Origin of the sequence: Rhizobium sp. GN54, assembly GCF_021026345.1 — a bacterium.
GTDB lineage: Bacteria > Pseudomonadota > Alphaproteobacteria > Rhizobiales > Rhizobiaceae > Mycoplana.
Genome location: NZ_JAJNCZ010000001.1, coordinates 970,905 through 990,871, shown reverse-complemented (window position 1 = coordinate 990,871; position 19,967 = coordinate 970,905). Strand labels below are relative to the sequence as shown.

Below are 19,967 nucleotides of genomic sequence, written 5' to 3'. Positions count from 1 at the left end.
ACTCCCATGGCTGACAAGAAACAGGGCATCGATCAGGTGCTGATCCGCGATCTCGCCAACATCCTCAACGAGACGGACCTGACCGAGATCGAAGTCGAGCAGGACGACCTGCGCATCCGCGTCTCTCGCGCCGGCACGCCGCAGTACGTCAGCGCCCCTGTTCCGACCGCGGTCGCGGCCGCTCCGGTGGCCGTGGCGGCAGCCCCCGTCGCCGCCGTGCGCGACAACAAGAACGCGGTCACCGCGCCGATGGTCGGCACAGCCTACCTGTCGCCCGCACCCGGCGCTCGCCCCTTCATCGAAGTCGGCTCCAACGTCCAGGAAGGCCAGACGATCCTCATCATCGAAGCGATGAAGACGATGAACCAGATCCCGGCGCCCCGCTCCGGCAAGGTCACCGAAATTCTCGTGGCAGACGCCGCGCCGGTCGAATATGGCGAACCGCTGATCGTCATCGAGTAAGGTCAGCCCGATGATCTCCAAAGTCCTCATAGCCAACCGCGGCGAGATCGCGCTCCGTGTCCTGCGGGCCTGCAAGGAACTCGGCATCGCCACGGTTGCCGTGCATTCGACGGCGGATGCCGACGCCATGCACGTCCGCCTCGCCGACGAGAGCGTCTGCATCGGCCCGCCGCCGTCGCGCGAAAGCTACCTCAATATCCACCAGATCGTCGCCGCCTGCGAGATCACCGGCGCCGACGCCGTGCATCCGGGCTACGGCTTCCTGTCGGAAAACGCCAAGTTCGCCGAGATCCTCGACGCGCACGGCATCACCTTCATCGGCCCGACCGCCGAGCACATCCGCCTGATGGGCGACAAGATCACCGCCAAGCAGACCGCCCAGGAACTCGGCATCCCCGTCGTTCCCGGCTCCGACGGCGAGGTGAAGCCGGAGAACGCGCTGGAAGTCGCCCGCAAGATCGGCTTCCCCGTGCTCATCAAGGCCACTGCCGGCGGCGGCGGCCGCGGCATGAAGGTGGCCAGGAGCGCGGCCGACCTCGACGAGGCCGTGGCGACGGCGCGCTCGGAGGCGGCCGCCGCCTTTGGCAACGACGCCGTCTACATGGAGAAGTATCTCGGCCATCCGCGCCACATCGAGATCCAGATCGTCGGCGACGGCTTCGGCAACGCGATCCATCTCGGCGAGCGCGACTGCTCGCTGCAGCGCCGCCACCAGAAGGTCTGGGAAGAGGCCAACTCCCCTGCCCTGAACGTCGAGCAGCGGATGAAGATCGGCCAGGTCTGCGCCGACGCGATGAAGAAGATGAAGTATCGCGGCGCCGGCACGATCGAGTTCCTCTACGAGGACGGCGAGTTCTATTTCATCGAGATGAACACGCGCCTGCAGGTGGAGCACCCGATCACCGAGGCGATCACCGGCATCGACCTGGTGCACGAGCAGATCCGCGTCGCCTCCGGCGCCGGGCTGTCGGTCACGCAGGAGGAGATCGAGTTCTCCGGACACGCGATCGAGTGCCGCATCAATGCCGAGGACCCGCGCACCTTCGTCCCCTCGCCTGGCACGATCACGCATTTCCACGCCCCCGGCGGGCTCGGCGTGCGCGTCGATTCCGGCGCCTATCAGGGCTACAAGATCCCGCCCTACTACGACAGCCTGATCGGAAAGCTGATCGTGCACGGGCGCACCCGCGTCGAATGCATGATGCGGCTCCGCCGCGTGCTCGACGAATTTGTCATCGACGGCATCAAGACAACGCTTCCCTTGTTCCAGGAATTGATTTCCAATCAGGACATCGCCAACGGCGACTATGATATCCATTGGCTGGAGAACTATCTGGCCAAGACCAAGGCCTAGGGGAAGCGCATGGCAGGGCGACGCGGCAGGTCCCCGGAAGTCACACCGGATCTCTTGCTGCGCGCCTATTCCATCGGACTGTTTCCGATGGCCGATTCGGCGGACGACCCGGAACTCTTCTGGGTCGAGCCCGACATGCGCGGCGTCATCCCGCTGGAGCAGTTCCACGTCTCGCGCAGCCTCGCCAAGAGGATCCGCCAGAAGCCCTTCGACATCCGCGTCGACACCGCCTTCGAGGCGGTGATCGCGGCCTGTGCCCAGGCAGCGCCCGACCGGCCCTCCACCTGGATCAATTCCAAGATCCGCACGCTCTACGCCACGCTGCATCAGATGGGGCATGCCCACAGCGTCGAGGCGTGGGAGGGCGACGAACTGGTGGGCGGCCTCTACGGCGTGTCGCTGGGGGCGGCCTTCTTCGGCGAAAGCATGTTCTCGCGGCGCACCGACGCCTCGAAGATCTGTCTGGTGCATCTGGTCGAGCGGTTGAAAGAGCGCGGCTTCCGCCTGCTCGACACACAGTTCACCACCGAGCACCTGAAGACCTTCGGCGCGATCGACGTGCCGAAGGCGGATTATGAGTGCATGCTCTCCAAGGCGCTGGCTTCGCCGAACCTGGCGTTCTGATTTTCGGCACCCGGGACAGGGCGCCCGGTCATGAGAACATCCGCCTGGCGCCAGTTGCGGCTCGAAGGCTGTTGTGGGTGCTCACGTGATTGGGGATTGTCATCCTTGCTTTTCACTTCACAAGAATTGCACATTTAGAAAAATGAAATGCTGGCGTGGCAGCTTGGCAATGCACGTGCGTGTGCCCTGCGCCAGGGCCGCATCGTCAGGCAGTGTGGGAAAGTGATTACTTGTTTACGCAACCGCAATTGATGTCGATCCTTTCTTCCCTTCCCGATCCCGCCTTCATCCTCACCCGCAGTGGCCGGTATGCAGCTATTTTCGGCGGCAAGGACCTCAGGCACTATCATGACGGCAGCAGCCTTGTCGGACGCAGCATGTTTGAAGTGCTGAAGGAGGAGAAGGCACGGTGGTTCGCTGACCATATTGAGAAGGCGCTGGATAGCGGCGTACTCCATATCGTCGAATACGAACTCAGCGGCAGCGACGTCAAGGGAGCGAGCGACGACGGCCCCAGTCATCCGATCTGGTTCGAAGGTCGCGTCCAGGCGCTGAATTTCCAGGTCGAGGGCGAGGCTGCGGTCGTCTGGGTCGCGAGCAATATCACCGAGAAGCATGCGGTTCAGCAAAAGCTGCAGAAACTGAGCGAAACAGACGCCTTGACCGGGCTATACAACCGGCGAAAGCTGATCGAGACCCTGGATCACCGGCTGGCGATCTTTGAACGGGAGAAGTCCCAGACTTCGGTGCTCGTCTTCGATCTCGACAATTTTAAACGGCTGAACGACGAGATGGGGCATCACGCGGGTGACGCGGCCCTCGTGGAAATTGCCCGCCTGTGCCGCCAGCACCTGCGTCAGAACGATGTCATCGCCCGTTTCGGCGGTGACGAATTCGTGGTCGTCATGCCCGGCACCCATCGTGACGATGCACTGGAAATCGCAGAGCGGCTGCGCGAGCACGTTCCCATCGCCCTCAGGGAAAACCTGCGCTACGAATCCACGATCAGCGGCGGCGTCAGCGAGTTCGATCCACCAGATCGCTTTTCCAGCGACATACTGAGACGCGCCGACGAGGGGCTGTATCTGTCGAAACGAGCCGGCCGCAACCGTGTATCGGCTCGATAAATAACGCAATGCCGATGACGATCTGGTCCGGAAGCGAACGGGCGCCCTGCTCTTGAAAACGACCGTCGCTCTCGCAGCCGATGAGTCCTACTGCGCGCTCGTTGTTTCCGGCGGCGGCACGTCGGACTGCATCTTGCACTCGGTCAGCCAGACGTCATAGACGGGGTGCTCGACGGCGTTGAGGCCGGGGCTCTCGGCGAACATCCAGCCGGTGAAGATGCGGCGGATCTTGCGGTCCAGCGTGATCTCGTCGACCTCGACGAAGGAATCAACCTTCTGCGCTTCCGTGTCGTCGCGGTTGTAGCAGACGCGCGGGGTGACCTGCAGGGCGCCGAACTGCACGGTCTCGCCGACATAGACGTCGAACGAGGTGATGCGGCCGGTGATCTTGTCCAGCCCGGAGAAGACGGCGACGGGATTGGAGATGCGGGCTGCCTCGGCGGGGGTGCCCGTGGCAAGGGCCGCCGCACCGAGGGCGGCGAGCGCGCATGCACTGCGCGAAGCGATTGTCAGCCTGCCTGCCAAGTCCGTCCCCTTCAAGTCTTCCGCATGTGAATCGGCCCGGCGCAATGCCCGGGCCCGTCTGCGCTAGCGGTCAAATGTGGCGAAAGCGGTTCAGCCGCGCGGGGTCCAGGCGTCGTAGTCGCCCGTGACGCGAGGGCGTTCGCCGCGGGCGGCGAGCGAGCCCGGCGGACGATAAGCCTGCGCCGTTCCGGTGCCGTTGGGGCGATGGTTCTTTTCCCACTCGCGCGGCTTGTAGTCTTCGTCGGCGGGGGAAACATCGGTGCGGTGGTGCATCCAGCCGTGCCAGCCGGCGGGGATCGCCGAGGCTTCGGCATAGCCGTTGTAAATCACCCAGCGACGGGTGCGGCCCTCGCTGTCGGTGCCGCCGCCCTGGTAATAGACGTTGCCGAACTGGTCCTCGCCCACCTTCTTGCCGAAGCGCCAGGTATGGAAACGCGTGCCGATGGTCTGTCCGTTCCACCAGGTGAAAATCTGCTTGAGAAGGTTCATGATGCCGTCCCTGACCGGTCGAGCACAGGGCCGACCGGATACCAATACCATGCCCGCTTATGCCCCGCCGGACTTTTCTTGTCCAGTGATTCCGCCGCGTTCACCCTCATTTCAGCGGCATGCGAAAGCCGAAATGGCTGCGCTCGAACCCGAGGCGCTCATAAAAGCGGTGGGCGCGCACGCGCGTCATGTTCGAGGTGAGGTAGAGCTTGGCCGCACCCCTGGCCCGCGCCTGCTCGATCGCCCATTTGACCATCCGTTCGCCGATGCCGCGCCCGCGCATGTCCTCGCGCGTCTGCACGGCCTCGAGCAGCAGGCTGGAACTGCCGCGGCCGGGCAGCGAGGTCAGAAGGGCTATCTGGAAGGTGCCGACGACCTCGCCTTCGCAGGTCGCGACATAGAGCGTCTGCAACGGCGAGGCGGCGATCTGCTCGAAAGCGGCGGCATAGTCGGAAAATGCCTCGGCGGCCGTCGTGTCACCGTGTCCGCCGACCGTATCGCTGGCAAAGAGCGCGATGATCTCGGCAAGGTCGCCACGCCCGGCTTCACGGATCGTTATGTCGGTCGTCACCACGGGTCCCCGGCTCGATTGCATTACCGGCGATGCAACAATCATCCGAAGACAACAGCGCCGTGACGGTCGCGACTTTTCCACAGGAATGGGCAGGCCGCGTCAGCCCAGCGGCTTCTCGTAGACCAGCGCCGGCAGGCCGGACTGGTCCTGGCCGCAATGGGCGGTCTCGCCCGTCCGGGCAAAGCCGTGCGCCTCGTAGAACGCGATCGCTGCGGCATTGCCGGGCTCGACTTCGAGCCGCATCACCTTCGCATCGGGGAAGCAGGTCTCGAGTTCGGCGAAGAGATCTCGGCCGATCCCCTGACGCTGGAACTGCGGCAGGACATAGAGCTGGTGCAGGAGTGCGACCTTCGGTTCGCCCTTCGACATGGCCGCATAGCCCATGCCGCCCAGCACCTTGCCGTCGTCGGCGACGACGAACTCGGCATCCCTGCGCTTCAGCTTCTCCGCCAGCGCCGGCACCGAATGCCACTTTCCGGTGATCTCGGCCACCTTGTCGGCGCCGTAGACTGTGTCATAGGTCGCATGCCACGCCTCAGCCAGGAGCGCGCTGATTTTCGCCAGGTCGTGCTCCGAGGCCGTTCGGACGAAGAACACGGGGCCTATTCCTCGATGCCGAGCTTGGCCTTGACGAGGGCCTGCACGGCCTGCGGATTGGCCTTGCCGCCGGTCGCCTTCATGACCTGGCCGACGAACCAGCCGGCGAGCGTCGGCTTGGCCTTGACCTTCTCGACCTGGTCCGGATTGGCGGCGATGATGTCGTCGACGGCCTTCTCGATCGCACCGGTGTCGGTCACCTGCTTCATGCCGCGGCTTTCCACGATCTCCGCCGGCACGCCGCCTTCCGCCCAGACGATCTCGAACAGATCCTTGGCGATCTTGCCGGAGATCGTGCCGTCCTTGATCAGGTCGATGATGCCACCGAGCTGGCCGGGCGAAACCGGAGTCTCTTCAATGGCTTTGCCGGCCTTGTTCAAGGCGCCCAGCAAGTCGTTGATGACCCAGTTGGCCGCAGCCTTGCCGTCGCGGCCGCTTGCCACGGCCTCGAAATAGTCGGCGATCGCCTTTTCCGAGACGAGCACCGAGGCGTCGTAGACGGACAGGCCGAGCTCGCGCACGAAGCGCTCCTTCTTGTCGTCGGGCAGTTCCGGCAGGTGCTGCTTCAGTTCCTCGACATAGGCGTCGTCGAATTCGAGCGGCAAGAGGTCCGGATCGGGGAAATAGCGATAGTCGTGCGCGTCTTCCTTCGAGCGCATCGAACGGGTCTCGCCCTTGCCCGGATCGAACAGGCGGGTCTCCTGGTCGATCGTGCCGCCGTCCTCGAGGATGCCGATCTGGCGGCGGGCCTCATATTCGATCGCCTGGCCGATGAAGCGGATCGAGTTGACGTTCTTGATCTCGCAGCGCGTGCCGAAGCCCTCGCCCGGCCGGCGCACGGAAACGTTGACGTCGGCGCGCATCGAGCCCTCGTCCATGTTGCCGTCGCAGGTGCCGAGATAGCGCACGATCGAGCGCAGCTTGGTCATGTAGGCCTTGGCCTCGTCAGACGAGCGCATGTCCGGCTTGGAGACGATCTCCATCAGCGCCACGCCGGAGCGGTTCAGGTCGACATAGGACATGGTGGGATGCTGGTCGTGCATCGACTTGCCGGCGTCCTGCTCCAGATGCAGGCGCTCGATGCCGATCTCGATGTCCTCGAAATTGCCCTGGCGATCGGGCCCGAGCGAGATGACGATCTGGCCCTCGCCGACGATCGGGTCCTTGTATTGCGAGATCTGGTAGCCCTGCGGCAGGTCGGGGTAGAAATAGTTCTTGCGGTCGAAGATCGAGCGGTTGTTGATCTTCGCCTTCAGCCCGAGGCCGGTACGGATTGCCTGGCGCACGCATTCTTCGTTGATAACAGGCAGCATGCCGGGCATGGCCGCGTCGACAAGCGAGACGTTGGCATTCGGCGCGTTGCCGAACACGGTCGCAGCGCCCGAGAAAAGCTTGGAATTGCTGGTGACCTGGGCGTGCACCTCCATGCCGATGATCACCTCCCAGTCGCCGGTGGCGCCGGGGATGAAGCGTTTCGGATCGGGGGTGCGGACGTCGACGATGGTCATGGACAAGCTCTTGAATATCGCTTCGGAATGGCTGATTTTCGAACTGTGTCGGTAGACCATATGGGCAGGCGGCGCAAGGCTTTCACCCTATCGGCTCCGCCCCTGACAACAGCACCCTCGTCAAAACCCCAAGCGATGCGTTAACCGGCATCGGGTAAGCACTCACGGCATGAGTGCCCTGTCTGTTGCCGCCGTCCTTGGTGCGATCAATGTCCTGACGTTCCTTGTCTTCTGGCGGGACAAGCAGGCGGCCCGCGCCGGCGGCCGGCGGGTTCGGGAAAGCACGCTTCTGGGCCTCGCCGCCCTCGGCGGCAGCCTCGGGGCGGTCGCGGCCCAGCGCATGTTTCGCCACAAGACACGCAAAGAGCCGTTCCGGACGGCGTTGCCGGTGCTCCTCGCCCTGCATGTTGCCCTCGGTATCGCCCTGATCGCGAACCCGGATCTTGTGCCCGATATGCTCCAGTCGCTCGGCCATTGACGACGTCGGCCCGGCTTCCTAGAAATCGACCGTTCTATCGGAGCCTTTATGTTCTCTATGTCTGAGACCCGCTGAGGGCCCTGCCCGCAAACTTCGCTTGCGCGCACGGGCCAGAAAAACGTTTCAGCCCCGCCGACCTTCGTCTGGCGGCAACGTTTTTTTTGCGTTCTCTCGAACGCCTCTCGGACTTCAACGACAATGGATATTTCACGCGCCGAACAGCGCATTCTCCACCTGCTCGCCCAGGGCGGCAGGATCGAACTCGAACGGGACCAGTCCCGGGCCATCCTCAATGTCCACTGCATCACGCGGGACGGCTGGCGCGCCGGCGGCCTGGACATGGAGCTCTTCCGCAAGCTGAAGCGGCGCAAATGCATCGCCTCGCAAGGCGGCAGACCGTACCGCATCACCCAGCGCGGACTGGTGCTGGTGCGCGCGCAACCGGACAACCGCTGACGACGGCATGCGCGGCCTCGGCCGCGCATGTCCGCTCACTCACTGCGGCGTTACCGAGAGGTGCCTAGAATCCGCCCGGCCCGTAGCCGATCGGCTGGTCCTCGATGAGCTGCCGGCGCAGGCCGACCGATTCCACGTCGCGGTCGAGCTTCGGCGAATAGGCGACAGATAGCCAGTTCACCGAATAGCCCCGGTTGCGGAAGAAGGCGAGCGCGGGCGTGTTGCGGGCATGGGTCTGCAGGTCCGCGGTCTCGACATCCGACCGGCGCATCTCGTCCTCGATCGCGCCAAGAAGGGCCGAACCGACGCCGCGGCGCTGCAGGGCGGGATCGACCCAGAGGTCGGTGATCTCCTCGTTGAGTTTCTCGCGCGCGGCCCAGCCGGCGATGCGCCCGCCGTCTTCGGCGACGATCACCTTGACCCAGTTCGCCGACAGGAACTGCAGGAAGGCGTTGCGGGCATTGTCGCGCAGGGCATTCAGGTCGGCGACCCCCGTCACCGCCTGTTCCCAGGCCCGCATGCCGACTTCGGCCAATGCGGGCACGTCTTCGCTATGTGCATATCGAATGGTCATCATCCAGCCTGCCCCTGTTCGGCGGCATCAAAGCATTCGAATCGATGGTTGGCGAGAGGGGCACGCATTACGGGAATCTTCGTCGCTCATGGACAATCGCGATCACCTCGATCTCCCTCTCAACCGGGAAATGATAGACGGCAAAATACGGAAGCCGAACGATCGGCAGTTCGCGCGTCTCCGGCACGCGTCCGTCCCGACCGAGGGTCGGAAAGTGTCTCAGCATGGCTATCGACTGCAGTATGCGCACGACGACCCGATCGGCAGCGATGGCATCGTCCTTCGCGATGAATTTGCGAATTGCTGTCAGGTCGGCAAGGGCACGGGACGAGAAGCTAAGGTTCAAGACCGAGCATCTTCCAGACTTCGTCCTCCGGAATGCGCGATTCGGGGCGCGCCTTGGCCTCTGCCAGCGCAGCCTCGATCTTGGCTACCGCCCATTCGCCATGGTCGGCGTCACCACCGAGGGGGCCGGCGGCGATGTTGTCATGATCGGGCTTTTGCTGCACCTTTCGCATGCAACGAAGCCTATCACACCGCACCGCACGGTGTCACGCCCGCAAGCAATGCGGGCGGTTCCCCTACCACCACTTCTTCGGCGCGAACCGGCCGGCGGCCTGCTCGATGACGTGGGCGGTCTTGAACAGGGTCTCTTCCTCGAAAGGCTTGCCGATCAGTTGCAGACCGAGCGGCAGGCCCTTGTGGTCGAGGCCGGCGGGGACGGCGATGCCGGGGAGGCCCGCCATGTTCACCGTCACCGTGAAGATGTCGTTCAGGTACATCTTGACCGGATCGGCAGCGAGGTCCTCGTCGGCGATACCGAAGGCCGAAGACGGGGTCGCCGGCGTCAGGATCGCGTCGACGCCGGCGTCGAAGGCAAGGTCGAAGTCGCGCTTGATCAGCGTGCGGACCTTCTGCGCCTGCAGGTAGTAGGCGTCGTAGTAGCCGGCCGAGAGCACATAGGTGCCGATCATGATGCGGCGCTTGACCTCCGTGCCGAAACCGGCGGCGCGGGTCTTCTCGTACATGTCGACGATGTCCTTGCCGTCGACGCGCAGGCCGTAGCGCACGCCGTCGTAGCGGGCGAGGTTCGAGGACGCCTCAGCGGGGGCCACGATGTAGTAGGCCGGCAGCGCGTATTTCGTGTGCGGCAGGGTGATGTCGACGATCTCGGCGCCGGCCTCCTTCAGCCAGGCGATGCCCTGCTGCCACAGCGCCTCGATCTCCTCGGGCATGCCGTCGACGCGGTATTCCCTGGGGATGCCGATCTTCATGCCCCTGACCGACTGACCGATGGCCTTCTCGTAGTCCGGCACCGGCCGGTCGACCGAGGTCGTATCCTTGGCGTCGACCGATGCCATCGACTTCAGGAGGATCGCCGCATCGCGCACGTCGCGCGCGATCGGGCCGGCCTGGTCGAGCGAGGAGGCGAACGCCACCACGCCCCAGCGCGAGCAGCGGCCGTAGGTCGGCTTGATGCCGACGGTTCCGGTGAAGGCCGCGGGCTGGCGGATCGAGCCGCCGGTATCGGTCGCGGTCGCGCCGGCGCAGAGGAAGGCGGCGACGGCTGCGGCCGAACCGCCCGAGGAGCCGCCGGGCACGAGGTCGAGATTGGAGCCCTCGGCGCGCCAGGGGTTCTTCACCGGGCCATAGTAGGACGTCTCGTTGGACGAACCCATGGCGAACTCGTCCATGTTCAGCTTGCCGAGCATGACCGCGCCGTCGTTCCACAGGTTCTGGGTGACGGTCGATTCGTATTTCGGCCTGAAGCCGTCGAGGATGTGGCTGCAGGCCTGGGTATGGACGTCGCGGGTGCCGAACAGGTCCTTGATGCCGAGCGGGATGCCTTCCAGCGCGCCGGCCTTGCCCTCGGCGATGCGGGCGTCCGACGCCTTCGCCATCCCGCGCGCCTTCTCGGGCGTGACCGTGACATAGGCGTTCAGCGTCTCGTTGGCCGCGTCGATCGCGGAAAGATAGGCGTCCGTCAGCTCGACGGCGGTGATCTCCTTGGCGCCGAGCTTCTCGCGGGCTTCGGCAATGGTCAGGCGGGTCAGGTCGGTCATGGCTCTATCTTTTTTCGGGTCACGCAGCGCTGGAGGAACGTCCAAGCTGCTTCTGGTAGAATATCGAATACGGGCTTTCGGGATAATCGAGAACAGGGCCGCAGCGGGTGAAGCCGGCTTTCTCGTAGATCGCCCAGGCGGCCGGATGCCGATCGCCGGTCTCGAGCACGAGTTCGCCGATCCCGTCCGCTTCGGCGGCGGCGACGATCTCGGCCAGGATCGCCCGGCCGATACCCCTGCCCTGCCATTGCGGCCGGGTGTACATCCGCTTCACCTCGCCGGTTTCGGCCGAATGCCGCTTCAGCGCGCCGCAGCCGACCACGCCACCGTCCTCGTCGCGGGCGATCCAGACGGTCACGCCGGGCTCGGCCATCTGCTCCACGCTCAGGTGGTAGCAGGCCTCGGGTGGCGACAGCGTCAGCAGCACCGCGTTGAGTTCGGCAATGAGCGCGCGCACCTCGTCCTGAAGCGGGCTTTCGACGGCGATCGTGAAGGCCAAGGGCTTACTCCACGACCTTCGGCACGAGGAAGAAGTTGCGGTCGGACACGGGCGCATTGGCGACAACGTCGTCTGCCTTGTCGCCGTCGGTGACGCGGTCGTCCCGTTCCTTCATGGCCATCGGCATCACCGAGGTCATGGGCTCGACGCCTGATACGTCGACCTCGCCCAGTTGCTCGACGAAGCCGAGGATGCCGTTCAGTTCGCCCATCATGCGCTGGGCTTCTTCTTCGCTGACCGCGATACGGGCAAGGTGGGCCACCCGCTTGACGGTGGCAAGATCGACAGACATCGGCATTCTCCGGTCGGAAATTTCACTCCCGCTATAATGAGAGTGCCCCGGCTGCGCAACGGGGGAATGTCGGCTGCCGGCGGCGGGAGCACCGGAAGCCTGTTGCGGAGCCGTTTCTCGAAGGCACGCGATCGGGGCGGCGCTGTCTCTACCGCGACACGACTTCGCCGACCTTCGGCACCTCGACCTTGGTCTTCGCCCCGTCCATCGCGGTCACGAAGGTGTCGGCCGTCTGGTCGATGATCGGGAAGGAGCCGTAGTGGCAGGGGATGACGGTGCCGAACTTGAAATAGCGCTGGCAGGCAAGCGCCGCCACCGCACCGCCCATGGTGAAGCGGTCGCCGATCGGCACCAGCCCGATCTCCGGTCCGTGCAGTTCATGCACCAGCGCCATGTCGGAGAAGATGTCGGTGTCGCCCATGTGGTAGAGTGTCGGCTCGTCCTCGAAATGCAGGACCAGGCCGTTGGCGCTGCCGAGCGAATGGGAGACGCCATCCTCGGTGACCTGCGCGGAGGAATGCAGCGCGTTGACGAAGGTGGTCGAGAAGCCGTCGAAATGGATGGTGCCGCCGGTGTTGCCCGCCTCGAGCCGTTTCACCCCCTTTGTGCCGAGCCAGGATGCGAGGTCGGCATTGGCGAGTACCGTGGCGCCCGTCTCCTTGGCGATCGCGACCGTGTCGCCGACGTGATCGCCGTGGCCGTGGGTGAGCAGGATATGGGTCAGGCCGGCGGTCGCCTCCTTGCGCCTTCCGGCATCGAAGGAGGGATTGCCGGTGAAGAACGGATCGATCAGGATCTTCGCCTTGCCCGTCTCGATCCGGAACGCGGCGTGGCCGAGCCAGGTGATCTTCATGATATTCTCCCGTTGTACTTCTGCCATCAAATGACATAGAGCATGGCGCGCACGTCGACAGCCCGGTTGCGCAGAAGACCCGCTTTGGGGTCGAGGAAAGCCGTATCGATGGCGGGCGCATGACGATCATGGAACCCGGTCCGGACAATGCGCCTGGCTCCAGCAATAACCAAGCTTCTTGACGGAGACAAGCATGGCCACGGATGACGACGAGTATGTCTACGACGAAGCAACGGGAGATTGGCGTCCGGCCTCCGAAGTGGCCGCAGCGGCCGCCGCGAAGCAGCCGGTAGCGCGCGATTCGGCCGGCAACCTGCTTGCCGACGGCGATGCCGTCACGCTCGTCAAGGACCTCAAGGTCAAGGGCACCAGCACCACCCTGAAGCAGGGCACGGTCATCAGGTCGATCCGCCTCACCGAAAATCCGGAGGAGATCGACTGCCGCCACGAGGCGGTCAAGGGCCTGGTGCTGCGCACCGAATTCGTCCGCAAACGGTGAGCCCGCCATGGCGACGGTGACGATCGAAGAACTTGCGGCCATCCTCGAACCGCGCCAGCCGATCGCAGGCCTCGACCTCGGCACGAAGACGATCGGCCTTTCGGTCTCCGACCTCGGACGCCGGCTGGCGACGCCGCGGCCGGTGCTGAAGCGGGTGAAGTTCGGGATCGACGCGGAGACGCTGCTTTCCTTCGCCGAGCAGGAAAAGGTCGCAGCCTTCGTCATCGGCCTGCCTGTCAACATGGACGGCAGCGCCGGTCCGCGCGTGCAGGCGACACGCGCCTTCGTGCGCTCGATGAGCGAGCGGACCGACATTCCCTTCGTCTACTGGGACGAGCGGCTTTCCACGGTCGCGGCCGAACGGACCCTCATAGAAATGGACGTGTCGCGGAAGAAGCGGGCGGAGCGGATCGATTCGGCCGCCGCCTCCTTCATCCTTCAGGGCGCGCTCGACAGGCTCTCGGCACTCGGCAGGTCCTGAGCGGACGCGGCCTGCCCGGCCGCACGACTGCGGCGCCACCATGCGACGATCTGCTTTCGCCTGCGGAAGGCGATGATGGCGAAGACGAACAGGCTGTCGACGGCGATGGCGCGCGCGACGAGCGGCGGGATCGTTTCCGGCGGAATGCCCAGAACGTTGCCGTAGATGCGGAAGACGAGGTCGTGGGCGTCGCGGGTCAGCATGAAGATGCCGAAGCTCATGTCGTAGTAGGACAGCCCGTACCAGCTGCCGAGCAACGCGATCGGGCCGGCCCAGAGGATCAGGAACCACTTCATGCCGTTCTCTCCTCGCCTATGAAGATGTCGCCGAATTCCAGCCCGAGTTCGCGAACGGCGACCAGGCCGATCAACACGGCCGCCGGCACGGCGATGTCCAGCGCCAGCGCTGCAAAGAAGGCCGTCATGGCCGCGGTCAGGACCGATTTCGGCATCGTGCCGTCCCCGATGGTTAACAATGCATTAATAACGGCACCTTCCATCGATCGCCGCGGGCGCGCAACGGAAACCCCGGATCAAGGTTAATTTCCACATCGACGCCCCTGCGCGGCCGCAGCGCCGGCGCCCATCAGAGCGAGGCCGCCGCCGACAAAACCGAGCTTCAGGATTGCCGTTTTCGCCCGTCCGTGAAATGAGAGGCCGATTGTCTCGCATACCGGTCCTGCTATGCTCGTCGTCTTCGAAAGCATCATCCCCGTCTTCCTGCTCGTCATGCTCGGCACCGCGCTCAAGCGATGGCGGAAGATCGACGACGGGCTGTGGCTGGGACTGGAGCAGCTCGGCTTCTACGTCCTGTTTCCGGCGCTCCTGTTCGCCACCCTCGCGCAGGCCGATTTCGCCGGCATGGAAGCGGGCGCGCTCTCCATCGCCTCGATCGGCGCGGTGACGCTGATGTCGGCGGCGATCCTTCTCGCCTGGCCGCTGTTTCGCAGGGCCGGCGTTTCCCGCGCCTCCTTCACCACGGTCTTCCAGACCTCGACGCGCTGGAACGGGTTCATGGCGCTCGCCGCCGCGGGCAAGCTCTACGGCCAGGAAGGGATCGGGATGCTGGCGCTGATCATGACGCTGATCATCATCCCGATCAATTTCTACAATATCGGCATCCTCGTCTGGTTCGGCGGCGGCGCGCGCGACGTGCGCAGCTTCCTCGTGCGGATCCTGACGAACCCGCTGATTCTCTCGTCCGCCCTCGGAACGCTCTTCAACCTGCTCGGCATCCATCTCTATGCGCCGGTGATGGAGACGATCAACCTGATGGCGGAAGCCTCGCTGAGCCTCGGCCTGATCATGGTCGGCGCGGGCCTGCATGTCGGCGACGCCCTGCGGCCGAGCGGGCCGGCCCTGATCTCCGTCGCCCTGAAGCTGTTCGCGATGCCGCTCGTCATGGTGAGCGCGGCGTGGCTTCTCGGGATAGAGGGCAATGCGCTGCTCGTGGTCGCGCTCGGCGCCAGCGTGCCGACGGCGATGAACGGCTATCTCCTGGCCAAGCAGATGGGTGGCGACGCACCGCTCTACGCCTCCGTCGCGACGCTGCAGACGGCGGCGTCGTTCCTCACCATTCCGCTGGTGCTGACGCTGACCGCCTACGCCGCCGGATAGAGCAGGTCGACGATGTAGGCCGAATCGAAGCGCGAATCGAGCATGCCGTAGGTCGAGCGCCAGCCCGCGGCCAGCCGCGTCTCGAGGAAGGCGTCGGCGATGCGTCCGGCGCCGATGCGGTTCAGTTCGGCGGCGGCGGCCGAAAGCGCCAGTTGCTCGACCAGCATGCGCGCCGCCCCCTCGTCGCGCTCGCACAAGGAGGTTGCCGCGCGCAGCACCTCGACCGTCTTGCGCCCCGAGGGACCGAGGTCGCGGGCAATGCCGGCGAAGACGGATTCGAACAGGTCCTTGCCTCGCGACAGCACGCGCAGCACGTCCAGCGCCATCACGTTGCCCGAGCCCTCCCAGATCGCATTGACCGGGGCCTCGCGGTAGTGGCGGGCGATCGGGCGCTCCTCGACATAGCCGCTGCCGCCGATGCACTCCATCGCCTCGTAGATCAGCGCAGGCGCGATCTTGCAGCACCAGTATTTCGTCACCGGCGTCATCACCCGGGCGTAAGCCGCCTCGTCGCCGCTGACCGGCGCGCGGTCGAAGGCCTCAGCGAGGCGCAGCGACAGGGCGGTCGCCGCCGCGACGTCGAGCGCCATGTCGGCGAGCACGCGCGTCATGATCGGCTGTTCGACGAGGGTCTTGCCGAACGCCTTGCGCCCGCGCGCATGGTGCACGGCCTCCGCCAGCGAGGCGCGCATGATACCGCTGGAAGCGAGCGCGCAATCGAGCCGGGTCAGCGTCACCATGTCGAGGATGGTGCGGATGCCGGCATCCGGCGCCCCGAGAAGGAAGCCGAAGGTGTCGTTGAACTCGACCTCGGACGATGCGTTGGAGCGGTTGCCGATCTTGTCCTTCAGCCGCTGGAAGCGCAGTCCGTTGGCGGTGCCGTCCTCCAGCAGGCGCGGGACGAGGAAGCAGCCGATGCCGTCGCGCGTCTGCGCCAGCATGACGAAGGCGTCGCTCATCGGCGCCGACATGAACCACTTGTGGCCGCTGAGACGGTAGATGCCCTCGCCCACCCGCTCGGCGGTCGAGGTGTTGGCGCGCACGTCGGTGCCGCCCTGCTTCTCCGTCATGCCCATGCCGATGGTGATGGCGCTCTTCTGCATGGCCGGGCGGTTGGTGCTGTCGTACTTGCGCGACAGGATACGGCCGGCCCATTCGCGCTGCACCACCGGAGAGGCGGAAATGGCGGCGACCGAAGCGCTCGTCATCGTCAGCGGGCAGAGATGGCCGCATTCGAGCTGCGCCGAAAGATAGAAGCGGACGGCGCGCGCCTTGTGTGCCCTGCCCTTTTCGTCGGGAAGGTTCTCCCAGATCGACGAATGCAAGCCGTTGCCCATCGAGCGGCGCATCAACGCGTGCCATGCCGGATGGAAATCGACCACGTCGAGGCGCTCGCCGCGCGGGCCGTGCGTTCGCAGCTGCGGCGGCGATTCGTTGGCCATCCGCGCCAGTTCCTGCGCCTCGGGGGCAGTCACGTAGCGGCCGAGCGCGTCGAACTCGTCCCGCAGGCCCTTGGGCAGCGCGGCCGTGCCGTCGACGAGCAGCGGATCGGACCGGTAGGCGTTGATGCCCGTCCACAGCTTCGGCTGGTTCAGGTCTGCAAGAGCTTGTTCGGTCCGGGTCATCTGAGTCATGCTGGCGTTCTATCCTAACTGCGCGGCCCGCGAAACGGGGACGCAACCGCCGTACCCCGAAAGAATGCTTGAAAACAAACGCGATCCGCCGGCCGGGCGGTGCGGCCGCCTTGCCGCATGGCGGCATAGCCTCTATAGACCCCGCGTATTCACGACATCGAGGCGACCCCCATGGATTCCTTTCCGCATCGCCACCTGCTCGGCATCAAGGGATTGCCCGAGCCGGAAATCAACTTCCTGCTCGACAAGGCGGACGCGGCCGTCGAGATCAGCCGGCAGCGGGAAAAGAAGACCTCGACATTGCGGGGCCTCACCCAGATCAATCTGTTTTTCGAAGCCTCGACGCGGACGCAGTCCTCCTTCGAACTCGCCGGGAAACGGCTCGGCGCGGACGTGATGAACATGTCGGTCGGCAATTCCTCGGTGAAGAAGGGCGAGACGCTGATCGACACGGCGATGACGCTGAACGCCATGCACCCGGACGTGCTCGTGGTGCGCCACTCGTCTGCCGGTGCGGCCGCCCTGCTCGCCCAGAAGGTATCCTGCTCGGTCGTCAACGCCGGCGACGGGCAGCACGAGCATCCCACCCAGGCGCTGCTCGACGCACTGACGATCCGCCGCGCCAAGGGCAAGCTGTCGCGCATCATCGTCGCCATCTGCGGCGACGTGCTGCATTCGCGCGTCGCCCGCTCCAACATCCTTTTGCTCAATGCGATGGGCGCCCGCGTACGGGTCGTGGCGCCGGCGACGCTGCTGCCGAACGGCATCGCCCAGATGGGCGCGGAGGTCTACCACTCGATGGAGGAAGGCCTGAAGGACGCCGACGTGGTGATGATGCTCAGGCTGCAACGCGAGCGCATGTCGGGCGCCTTCGTGCCCTCGGTGCGCGAGTACTTCCGCTATTTCGGGCTCGACGCCGAGAAGTTGAAGGCGGCCAGGGAGGATGCGCTGGTGATGCATCCCGGCCCGATGAACCGGGGCGTGGAGATCGCCTCGGAGATCGCCGACGGCCCCCAGAGCGTCATCGAACAGCAGGTGGAAATGGGCGTCGCCGTCCGCATGGCGGTGATGGAAACCCTCCTCGTCTCGCAGAACCAGGGATCGCGCGCATGACCCGCCCGACCGTCATCAAGAACGTCCGCATCATCGATCCCTCGCAAGGCATGGACGAAACCGGCACGATCGTCGTCAAGGACGGCCGCATCGCGGCTGCCGGCAAGGCCGCGCAGAACCAGGGCGCGCCCGAGGGCGCCGACATCGTCGACGGCACCGGCCTCGTCGCAGCACCCGGTCTGGTCGATGCCCGGGTGTTCGTCGGCGAACCGGGCGCCGAGCACCGCGAGACGATCGAATCCGCATCGCGCGCGGCGGCCGCGGGCGGGATTACGACCTTCATCATGATGCCCGACACCGATCCGGTGATCGACGACATCGCGCTGGTCGAATACGTGCTGAAGACGGCGCGCGACAAGGCGCTGGTGCATGTGCATCCGGCCGCCGCCCTGACCAAGGGACTGGCCGGCACCGAGATGACGGAGTTCGGCCTGTTGCGGGAAGCCGGCGCCGTCGCCTTCACCAATGGCCGCCAGGCGATCCACGACGCGCAGGTGCTGCGCCGGGCGATGACCTATGCCCGCGAATTCGGCGCGGTGATCGCGCTCGAGACCCGCGACGAACACCTTGGCGCCGGCGGGGTGATGAACGAGGGACTGCTCGCAAGCTGGCTCGGCCTGTCGGGCACGCCGCGCGAGGCGGAGGTCATTCCGCTGGAACGCGACCTGCGGCTCGCCACCCTGACGCGTGCGGCCTACCACGCCGCCCAGATCTCCGTTCCGGAATCGGCCGAGGCGATACGGGTGGCCCGCACCCGCGGCGCCAACGTCACCTGCGGCATCTCGGTCAACCACCTGACGCTGAACGAGAACGACATCGGCGAATACCGCACCTTCTTCAAGCTTTCGCCCCCCCTGCGCGGAGAGGACGACCGCACCGCCATGGTGCAGGCGCTCGCCGACGGAACGATCGACATCATCGTCTCCTCGCACGATCCGCAGGACGTCGACACCAAGCGGCTGCCCTTTGCGGAGGCGGCCGACGGGGCGATCGGGCTGGAGACGATGCTTCCCGCAGCGCTTCGCCTGCATCACAGCGGCGAGGTCTCGCTGACGCGCCTGATCGACGCCATGTCGACCCGCCCCGCCCGGATCTTCGGCCTCGACGCCGGCAGCCTGAAGGCCGGCGCGGTCGCCGACATCGTGCTGATCGACATCGACGAACCATGGCTCGCCACCAAGGACCGCTTCATCTCGCGCTCCAAGAACACCCCGTTCGAGGATGCCCGCTTTACGGGACGCGCGGTCAGCACCTATGTTGCGGGCAAGCTCGTGCATATCGGGCGGTAACGGCTGACTTGGAGCTGGACTGGGCGAATACAGACGTTTGCCCCTCATCCGGCTGCCGCCACCTTCTCCCCGTGAACGGGGAGAAGGGACATCGCCGAACCGCTGCGGCAGCTTGTGACGAGCGTTGCTAGGAACGTCCTTCTCCCCGCCTGCGGGGAGAAGGTGGCGGCAGCCGGATGAGGGGCATCGCAAGGCTGCGGCAAGACACGACAGATCGGCAATCTCGGGGGAAACACTAGAGTGTCTGACATCCTGACCTGGCAGCTTGCAGCGCTGCCGACGCTTCTGAGCCTCGCCTTCGGCTATCTTCTGGGCTCCATTCCCTTCGGCCTGATCCTGACCCGGATGGCCGGGCTCGGCGACGTGCGGCAGATCGGATCCGGCAATATCGGCGCCACCAACGTGCTGCGCACCGGCAACAGGAAACTCGCCGCCGCCACGCTGCTGCTGGATGCGCTGAAGGGGACGACCGCGGCGGCGATCGCCTCGCGATGGGGGCTGGATGCCGGCATCGCCGCCGGCCTTGCCGCCTTCCTCGGCCACCTCTATCCCGCCTGGCTCGGCTTCAAGGGCGGCAAGGGCGTCGCCACCTATCTCGGCGTGCTGCTCGGGCTGGTTCCGTTCATGCTGGCCGTCTTCGCCGCGATCTGGCTCGCGGTCGCCTTCATCAGCCGCTACTCCTCCCTTTCCGCCCTGGTTGCAATGGCCGCCACTCCGGTTGTATTGTGGTTTTCGGGGAACGAGAAGGTTGCACTGCTGTTCGCCGTCATGAGCGCGATCTCGTGGTGGAAGCACCGCGCCAACATCGTGCGCCTGATCAACGGCACCGAGAGCAGGATCGGCAGCAAGGGCTAGGACAA

27 protein-coding genes are annotated in these 19,967 nt (G+C 65.4%); 12 read left to right on the top strand and 15 right to left on the bottom strand.

Going from position 1 to position 19,967, the window contains the following annotated elements; genetic code table 11:
• The first annotated feature begins 6 nt into the window (after window positions 1-6).
• The 4 genes from accB to LQK81_RS04725 all read left to right on the top strand — a co-directional run bounded on the left by accB (window position 7) and on the right by LQK81_RS04725 (window position 3,567).
• Window positions 7-462 carry an acetyl-CoA carboxylase biotin carboxyl carrier protein gene (gene accB, locus LQK81_RS04740; RefSeq protein WP_230803877.1) on the top strand — a complete coding sequence of 152 codons (456 nt, stop codon included), beginning with the start codon at window positions 7-9 and terminating at the stop codon, window positions 460-462.
• Between the two features lie 10 nt (window positions 463-472).
• Window positions 473-1,816: an acetyl-CoA carboxylase biotin carboxylase subunit gene (accC, locus tag LQK81_RS04735; RefSeq protein WP_230803874.1), complete on the top strand. Its 1,344-nt coding sequence runs from the start codon at window positions 473-475 to the stop codon at window positions 1,814-1,816.
• Between the two features lie 9 nt (window positions 1,817-1,825).
• Window positions 1,826-2,440 (top strand): leucyl/phenylalanyl-tRNA--protein transferase, encoded by a 615-nt coding sequence (gene aat, locus LQK81_RS04730; protein WP_230803871.1) that lies wholly within the window; start codon window positions 1,826-1,828, stop codon window positions 2,438-2,440.
• Window positions 2,441-2,670: 230 nt separating this feature from the next.
• On the top strand, window positions 2,671-3,567 hold the full coding sequence (locus LQK81_RS04725) for a GGDEF domain-containing protein (protein ID WP_230803868.1): 897 nt from the start codon (window positions 2,671-2,673) through the stop codon (window positions 3,565-3,567).
• Between the two features lie 87 nt (window positions 3,568-3,654).
• Here LQK81_RS04725 and LQK81_RS04720 read toward each other — a convergent pair whose 3' ends face one another.
• The 5 genes from LQK81_RS04720 to gatB form a co-directional block, all read right to left on the bottom strand.
• Complete coding sequence (locus LQK81_RS04720; RefSeq protein WP_230804436.1) at window positions 3,655-4,080, bottom strand: DUF2155 domain-containing protein; 426 nt, start codon at window positions 4,078-4,080, stop codon at window positions 3,655-3,657.
• Window positions 4,081-4,182: 102 nt separating this feature from the next.
• On the bottom strand, window positions 4,183-4,581 hold the full coding sequence (locus tag LQK81_RS04715) for an NADH:ubiquinone oxidoreductase subunit NDUFA12 (RefSeq protein ID WP_230803865.1): 399 nt from the start codon (window positions 4,579-4,581) through the stop codon (window positions 4,183-4,185).
• A gap of 106 nt (window positions 4,582-4,687) precedes the next feature.
• A complete protein-coding gene (locus LQK81_RS04710) occupies window positions 4,688-5,176 on the bottom strand; it encodes a GNAT family N-acetyltransferase (protein ID WP_269064611.1) in 489 nt (162 codons plus the stop codon).
• A 78-nt stretch (window positions 5,177-5,254) separates the two neighbouring features.
• Window positions 5,255-5,752, bottom strand: coding sequence for a GNAT family N-acetyltransferase (locus tag LQK81_RS04705; RefSeq protein ID WP_230803860.1), 498 nt, complete (start codon window positions 5,750-5,752; stop codon window positions 5,255-5,257).
• A 5-nt stretch (window positions 5,753-5,757) separates the two neighbouring features.
• Window positions 5,758-7,260 (bottom strand): Asp-tRNA(Asn)/Glu-tRNA(Gln) amidotransferase subunit GatB, encoded by a 1,503-nt coding sequence (gatB, locus tag LQK81_RS04700; protein WP_230803858.1) that lies wholly within the window; start codon window positions 7,258-7,260, stop codon window positions 5,758-5,760.
• Window positions 7,261-7,429: 169 nt separating this feature from the next.
• Between gatB and LQK81_RS04695 the strand changes: the two genes are divergently transcribed.
• Both LQK81_RS04695 and LQK81_RS04690 read left to right on the top strand, forming a co-directional pair.
• The gene (locus LQK81_RS04695) at window positions 7,430-7,738 is read left to right on the top strand and encodes a DUF1294 domain-containing protein (RefSeq protein ID WP_230803856.1); all 309 of its coding nucleotides are present in this window, start codon (window positions 7,430-7,432) and stop codon (window positions 7,736-7,738) included.
• 198 nt (window positions 7,739-7,936) lie between these two features.
• Window positions 7,937-8,194, top strand: coding sequence for a YjhX family toxin (locus LQK81_RS04690; RefSeq protein ID WP_230803854.1), 258 nt, complete (start codon window positions 7,937-7,939; stop codon window positions 8,192-8,194).
• Window positions 8,195-8,258: 64 nt separating this feature from the next.
• Here LQK81_RS04690 and LQK81_RS04685 read toward each other — a convergent pair whose 3' ends face one another.
• The 7 genes from LQK81_RS04685 to LQK81_RS04655 form a co-directional block, all read right to left on the bottom strand.
• Window positions 8,259-8,771 (bottom strand): GNAT family N-acetyltransferase, encoded by a 513-nt coding sequence (locus LQK81_RS04685; protein WP_230803853.1) that lies wholly within the window; start codon window positions 8,769-8,771, stop codon window positions 8,259-8,261.
• 64 nt (window positions 8,772-8,835) lie between these two features.
• A complete protein-coding gene (locus LQK81_RS04680) occupies window positions 8,836-9,114 on the bottom strand; it encodes a type II toxin-antitoxin system RelE/ParE family toxin (protein ID WP_230803850.1) in 279 nt (92 codons plus the stop codon).
• On the bottom strand, window positions 9,104-9,286 hold the full coding sequence (locus LQK81_RS04675; RefSeq protein WP_230803849.1) for a hypothetical protein: 183 nt from the start codon (window positions 9,284-9,286) through the stop codon (window positions 9,104-9,106). Before LQK81_RS04675 ends, LQK81_RS04680 begins: the two co-directional genes overlap by 11 nt.
• Before the next feature lie 63 nt (window positions 9,287-9,349).
• Window positions 9,350-10,831: an Asp-tRNA(Asn)/Glu-tRNA(Gln) amidotransferase subunit GatA gene (gatA, locus tag LQK81_RS04670; protein WP_230803848.1), complete on the bottom strand. Its 1,482-nt coding sequence runs from the start codon at window positions 10,829-10,831 to the stop codon at window positions 9,350-9,352.
• A gap of 19 nt (window positions 10,832-10,850) precedes the next feature.
• Complete coding sequence (locus LQK81_RS04665; protein ID WP_230803842.1) at window positions 10,851-11,330, bottom strand: GNAT family N-acetyltransferase; 480 nt, start codon at window positions 11,328-11,330, stop codon at window positions 10,851-10,853.
• Window positions 11,331-11,334: 4 nt separating this feature from the next.
• A complete protein-coding gene (gene gatC / locus LQK81_RS04660; protein ID WP_230803840.1) occupies window positions 11,335-11,622 on the bottom strand; it encodes an Asp-tRNA(Asn)/Glu-tRNA(Gln) amidotransferase subunit GatC in 288 nt (95 codons plus the stop codon).
• A 148-nt stretch (window positions 11,623-11,770) separates the two neighbouring features.
• Window positions 11,771-12,475 carry a metal-dependent hydrolase gene (locus tag LQK81_RS04655; RefSeq protein ID WP_230803829.1) on the bottom strand — a complete coding sequence of 235 codons (705 nt, stop codon included), beginning with the start codon at window positions 12,473-12,475 and terminating at the stop codon, window positions 11,771-11,773.
• Between the two features lie 193 nt (window positions 12,476-12,668).
• Here LQK81_RS04655 and LQK81_RS04650 point away from each other — a divergent pair, with 193 nt between their 5' ends.
• Both LQK81_RS04650 and ruvX read left to right on the top strand, forming a co-directional pair.
• On the top strand, window positions 12,669-12,974 hold the full coding sequence (locus LQK81_RS04650; RefSeq protein ID WP_230803826.1) for an alkylphosphonate utilization protein: 306 nt from the start codon (window positions 12,669-12,671) through the stop codon (window positions 12,972-12,974).
• A gap of 7 nt (window positions 12,975-12,981) precedes the next feature.
• Entirely contained in the window at window positions 12,982-13,455 is a 474-nt protein-coding gene (gene ruvX, locus LQK81_RS04645) for a Holliday junction resolvase RuvX (protein ID WP_230803824.1), read from the top strand.
• Here the strand turns inward: ruvX and LQK81_RS04640 are convergent.
• Together LQK81_RS04640 and LQK81_RS04635 are read right to left on the bottom strand one after the other, a co-directional pair.
• Entirely contained in the window at window positions 13,413-13,751 is a 339-nt protein-coding gene (locus tag LQK81_RS04640; RefSeq protein ID WP_230803821.1) for a DUF6105 family protein, read from the bottom strand. The genes ruvX and LQK81_RS04640 overlap by 43 nt on opposite strands.
• On the bottom strand, window positions 13,748-13,906 hold the full coding sequence (locus LQK81_RS04635; RefSeq protein ID WP_230803818.1) for a hypothetical protein: 159 nt from the start codon (window positions 13,904-13,906) through the stop codon (window positions 13,748-13,750). The genes LQK81_RS04640 and LQK81_RS04635 overlap by 4 nt, the downstream gene beginning before the upstream one ends.
• Window positions 13,907-14,138: 232 nt before the next feature.
• Here LQK81_RS04635 and LQK81_RS04630 point away from each other — a divergent pair, with 232 nt between their 5' ends.
• Window positions 14,139-15,071, top strand: coding sequence for an AEC family transporter (locus LQK81_RS04630; RefSeq protein ID WP_230803815.1), 933 nt, complete (start codon window positions 14,139-14,141; stop codon window positions 15,069-15,071).
• Here LQK81_RS04630 and LQK81_RS04625 read toward each other — a convergent pair.
• Window positions 15,056-16,705, bottom strand: a complete 1,650-nt coding sequence (locus LQK81_RS04625; protein WP_230803812.1) for an acyl-CoA dehydrogenase family protein — start codon at window positions 16,703-16,705, stop codon at window positions 15,056-15,058. The genes LQK81_RS04630 and LQK81_RS04625 overlap by 16 nt on opposite strands.
• Window positions 16,706-16,876: 171 nt before the next feature.
• Between LQK81_RS04625 and LQK81_RS04620 the strand changes: the two genes are divergently transcribed.
• The 3 genes from LQK81_RS04620 (at window position 16,877) to plsY (ending at window position 19,962) form a co-directional block, all read left to right on the top strand.
• On the top strand, window positions 16,877-17,818 hold the full coding sequence (locus LQK81_RS04620) for an aspartate carbamoyltransferase catalytic subunit (RefSeq protein WP_230803811.1): 942 nt from the start codon (window positions 16,877-16,879) through the stop codon (window positions 17,816-17,818).
• The gene (locus LQK81_RS04615) at window positions 17,815-19,107 is read left to right on the top strand and encodes a dihydroorotase (RefSeq protein ID WP_230803810.1); all 1,293 of its coding nucleotides are present in this window, start codon (window positions 17,815-17,817) and stop codon (window positions 19,105-19,107) included. Before LQK81_RS04620 ends, LQK81_RS04615 begins: the two co-directional genes overlap by 4 nt.
• 240 nt (window positions 19,108-19,347) lie before the next feature.
• Window positions 19,348-19,962, top strand: a complete 615-nt coding sequence (plsY, locus tag LQK81_RS04610; protein ID WP_230803809.1) for a glycerol-3-phosphate 1-O-acyltransferase PlsY — start codon at window positions 19,348-19,350, stop codon at window positions 19,960-19,962.
• The last annotated feature ends 5 nt before the right edge of the window (window positions 19,963-19,967 follow it).